Genomic DNA, 4567 nt, shown 5'->3' with positions numbered 1-4567 from the left:
TCACCTCATATTCAGTGGCGATAGCTGCGAGGCTCCACCTGTTCCCATACCGAACACAGTAGTTAAGCTCGTATACGTCGAAAGTACTTGGCTGGAAACGGCCTGGGAGGATAGAAAGCTGCTGATTCTAATTGCCATAGGTAGTATATGGGTTCCACATGTTCCCATACCACCGTTACCTATGCGACTCACTAGGCATGAAGGTGCTTACAAGATGTTATGAACTATTTACATCGTAACAGTAGTTAAGCCCTTATACGCTGAAAGTACTTGGCTGGCGATGGTCCCGGATGGACCAAGTGCATATCGCGCCACGGATGGCATAGCGATATGTGAAACGGCCTGGGAGGATAAGTAGATGCCAGTTTTTTATCGCGGGATGGAGAAGTTGGTAGCTCGTCGGGCTCATAACCCGAAGGTCGTAGGTTCAAGTCCTGCTCCCGCAACCAATTTATTTTAAAGTTTCATATTCAGTGGTGATAGCTACGAGGTTCCACCCGTTCCCATACCGAACACGGTAGTTAAGCTCGTATACGTCGAAAGTACTTGGCTGGAAACGGCCTGGGAGGATAGAAAACTGCTGATTTTATATCGCGGGATGGAGCAGTTGGTAGCTCGTCGGGCTCATAACCCGAAGGTCGTAGGTTCAAGTCCTGCTCCCGCAACCAATTTTACAAACAATGGGCCTATAGCTCAGTGGTAGAGCAGCCGGCTCATAACCGGCTGGTCCCTGGTTCGAACCCAGGTGGGCCCACCATATATCATGACTCCGTAGCTCAGCTGGATAGAGCGTTTGACTACGAATCAAAAGGTCGCAGGTTCGAATCCTGCCGGGGTCGCCATTATAACTCGGAGGGGTTCCCGAGTGGCTAAAGGGAGCAGACTGTAAATCTGCCGGCTCTGCCTTCGCTGGTTCGAATCCAGCTCCCTCCACCATTAAACAATAAATTATAACAGCTTAATTTGATTAATAATCAATTAAGCTGTTTTTGTTTAAGTGAATAAGACATGGTTAGGTTTAATTGTTAACCAATTATAAGTATGACAATTGACCTAAAATGTCGAAAATTATATAATAGAGCCCGTGGCAGCATATGCAGAGAGGGGATTTTTATAGTGAAATTACAGTTGCGCGAAATGCTTCTAATATCTATGTTCGCAGCGTTAACTGCTGTCGGAGCATTTGTTAAGATACCGACTCCTTTGGTACCGTTTACATTGCAATATCTATTTTGTGCTTATTCTGGTGTTTTTCTTGGTGCCCGTAACGGTTTATATTCTCAGTTACTGTATGTAGGCATTGGCTTATTAGGTATCCCAGTTTTTGCGAATGGAGGAGGGCCAGCTTATGTACTTCAACCTACTTTTGGATATCTCATTGGATTTATTTTTTGCTCCTATATAATTGGGCGATTTGTTGAGAGATACAAAAAAATAACATTTTATAAAACATTAGCCGCTGCTTTGACTGGACTTGCTTTTGTTTATACAATCGGTGTATCTTACTTATATCTCATCGTTAATTTTTATCTACATAAACAGATGCCATTTAATAAAGCTTTGGCCGTAGGCTTATTACCTTATATAACCTCGGACCTTATTATGAGTCTGTTAATCGCTTTGACTGCAGTAAGAGTTGTCCCTATTCTCCGTAATTCAGGTTATATAAAAAGTAGCAATACTATGAAGAATTAAATCCAAGGTATACATTCGAATTGAGTATAAAAATAAAGTTAGCATTATTGTGAGCTAACTTTATTTTTTTTGGTATAAATTACAAATTTTACTTCAATCACAATCCCATATACTATAAACAATAAATGAAGTGGGTGTGATTAATTATGAATATAGATGGGGCTGAAGTAACTATTGAAAAAGTCCATTATAATGATCTTAGGGATCTAGAAAATATTTTCACAAAGGAGTTTGGCGAAGAGGTCAATTCAGAAATTATAAAACAAAGAGTACATCGGGTACGCCAATTTTATTACATTCTTCGACCGCTTAGTAATGTTTCACTTTGGGTTAAAAATCTTTTTAATATCTACATCATTCGGGTTGGCCTAAATCTTGCTGGGTTTATTCAGGTATCATACTTATCTGAGAAACAGATTCATCTGGATTATATCGCAATCAGCAAAAAGTATAGAGGTAAAGGTATAGGTTCTGTTGTTTTAAGAGCGCTACTTGAGAATATTGCCGAAAAAAATAATTATGATGTGATATTAGAAGTAAGAAGTGATAATCCTGCTAAACGCTTATACGAGCGGCTTGGCTTTGTTACGCAAGCTCAAGTTCTCCATTACGAAAAAAGTTTTAGTTCAGAGGCAGTTTTAGATACAGAAACTTCCTCTGAATTAAAACTACAGCCTGTAAAAGAAAATGATCGTTTACAAATATATAGGCTTTATCGTGCAAGTATTCCGTGTAGATTACAGCAGGTAGTCAGACGTGAATATCAAGAATTCAATCCAAGCTTATTTATCAGAAATCTCAATTGGCTTAAAAATCGACTGATGCATAATGAAGCTCAAGCATATGTAGTCCGTATAGGAGAAAGGATTATAGCATCTGTTGACGTTCGGAGTTATCCAAAGGCGACATTTCATGTACTAAGTATGATACTGCATCCTAGATATGAGAAATACAGAAAGACTATTTTGAGTAAGGCTTTAATGGGTTTAGCAGAAAAGTATAGAAAAGGGAGTGTTAGCACAACTATTTATAATGATTCCATAGCAAAACAAGAAATTTTGGAGAACCTTGGCTTTGCACAGCAGGAGGTATATTACTTAATGCTTCGATTGAGTAATCGAGAGTATAAAGAAAATAATCTTGATAGGCAAGAAAAATATGGTATGTATCCAAATATGAAATACGGCAAAAGAATTAGCAAGTTACCCAAATTACCCCTATAAAATACAGTTCTAATAAAGCTGTTTAAATAAAAGGGAAATAACAAATGTCATAGAATAAAGAGGATAAAATATTTTTGAAATTGGTGTATTTTTCTTACTATTAGATAGAAAAATCAAAATGACTTATGATTAGTTTAATTTAATGGGAGCGGCTAAATGGCAAAATTAGATAAAAATAAGGGACGAATCAAAGGCTGTGGGCTATCACGATACCTTCAACTTAAATCGGAACTTGCTGGCAAAGATCGAGAATTAAGTGAACAAGTACATTTCTTACAGACTTTAATTGATGTTATTCCTGCTCCAATTTTCTATAAAGATGCTAACGGGAAGTATAAGGGGTGTAATAAATCTTTTGAAGAATATATCGGGCTGAAGAAAGAAAAAATTGTCGGTAGTTCTGTCTACGATTTAGCCCCAGGAAGTTTGGCTGAAATCTATCAGAAAAAGGACAATGAATTGCTTGAGCAAACTGGGATACAAATTTATGAAAATCGTGTAATGTATGCCGATGGCAGTGAGCACGATGTTATTTTTAATAAAGCTACATTTACTGATACTAGTATGAACATAGCGGGTATAGTTGGTGTTATAACAGATATTACAGAACCCAAAAAGGCGGAAAGAGCTCTGCAAGAAAGCTCTGAAAAGCTAAAGATTATATTAGGGCAAACTGTGCAGGCGATGTCGTCGATAGCAGAAATAAGAGATATGTACACCGCCGGTCATCAAAAGCGAGTATCAGAACTAGCAGTAGGAATAGCTATAGAGATGGGACTTGATAATGAATCTGTAACAGCTATCCAAGTTGCAGGGATGCTTCACGATATTGGGAAGATTGCAGTTCCTGCAGAGATACTTACTAAACCTGGTAAACTCAGTGTCCACGAGTTCGGCATTGTAAGAAATCATTCCAATATAGGTTACGAAATTCTAAAAACAATTGATTTTCCATGGCCAGTAGCTGATATAGTGCATCAGCACCACGAAAGAATTGATGGATCAGGTTATCCTAATGGTCTTAAATCTTCGGAGATGCTACTCGAGGCTAAAATAGTCGCAGTAGCCGATGTAGTTGAAGCAATGTCTTCACACAGACCTTATCGCCCCAGTTTAGGCGTTGTTCAAGCGATTACTGAGATAAATCTCAATAGGGGAATACTCTATGATGATAGTGTAGTGAAAGCATGTATAACACTGTTCGAAAAAGGATTTTCCTATAAATCATAAAAAGTATTTATGGAATAAATACCAGTTGACATAACTTAATCATGATGATATTATATAAAAGTCGCTGTTACAGAGACACAATAATATGAGTACTTACGAGGTACAAAAATGTTATTGAATCTTTATAAATAGCTGAATATACCATGAATAAAGTGTTGACAAACATGAATTGAAGTGGTAAAATAAATAACTGTCATGACGATGTTGTGGCCGATGCAGATCAACAAAACTTTTAAGTAAGAGTTAATCTAGTGTCGTATCCATCGCCTCGTAGGCGACAAAATGTGTTCCCTGAAAACTAAACAATGTAAGAAGAAAAATGCCAGATGTGCGGTGCTCAATGAGCACAAAACATGTGTGCGGAAATAGCTCAGTGGTAGAGCATCGCCTTGCCAAGGCGAGGGTCGCGAGTTCGAATC

Annotated in this window: 3 protein-coding genes, 5 tRNA genes and 2 rRNA genes; all 10 read left to right on the top strand. The window is 38.1% G+C overall.

What is annotated here, in order from left to right; translation table 11 throughout:
• The first annotated feature begins 10 nt into the window (after positions 1–10).
• The 10 genes from rrf (V6C17_RS13145) (at position 11) to V6C17_RS13100 (ending at position 4148) form a co-directional block, all read left to right on the top strand.
• Positions 11–127 (top strand): 5S ribosomal RNA (gene rrf, locus V6C17_RS13145).
• A gap of 246 nt (positions 128–373) precedes the next feature.
• Positions 374–449 (top strand) — tRNA-Met (locus V6C17_RS13140).
• 20 nt (positions 450–469) lie between these two features.
• Positions 470–586: ribosomal RNA gene (gene rrf, locus V6C17_RS13135) — 5S ribosomal RNA — on the top strand.
• Between the two features lie 6 nt (positions 587–592).
• Positions 593–668: transfer RNA gene (locus V6C17_RS13130), tRNA-Met, on the top strand.
• Positions 669–682: 14 nt separating this feature from the next.
• A tRNA-Ile gene (locus V6C17_RS13125) sits at positions 683–757 on the top strand.
• An 8-nt stretch (positions 758–765) separates the two neighbouring features.
• A tRNA-Arg gene (locus V6C17_RS13120) sits at positions 766–842 on the top strand.
• A gap of 9 nt (positions 843–851) precedes the next feature.
• Positions 852–936 (top strand) — tRNA-Tyr (locus V6C17_RS13115).
• Positions 937–1116: 180 nt separating this feature from the next.
• Positions 1117–1695 (top strand): biotin transporter BioY, encoded by a 579-nt coding sequence (locus V6C17_RS13110; protein WP_333523025.1) that lies wholly within the window; start codon positions 1117–1119, stop codon positions 1693–1695.
• Between the two features lie 146 nt (positions 1696–1841).
• Entirely contained in the window at positions 1842–2918 is a 1077-nt protein-coding gene (locus V6C17_RS13105) for a GNAT family N-acetyltransferase (protein WP_333523024.1), read from the top strand.
• Between the two features lie 156 nt (positions 2919–3074).
• Positions 3075–4148, top strand: coding sequence for an HD-GYP domain-containing protein (locus tag V6C17_RS13100; protein WP_333523023.1), 1074 nt, complete (start codon positions 3075–3077; stop codon positions 4146–4148).
• The last annotated feature ends 419 nt before the right edge of the window (positions 4149–4567 follow it).

It is taken from the genome of Dendrosporobacter sp. 1207_IL3150 (genome assembly GCF_036763085.1).
GTDB lineage: Bacteria > Bacillota > Negativicutes > DSM-1736 > Dendrosporobacteraceae > JBAIYU01.
Note: the sequence above shows the minus strand (reverse complement) of the source record. Positions and strands in the feature narration are given on the sequence as shown.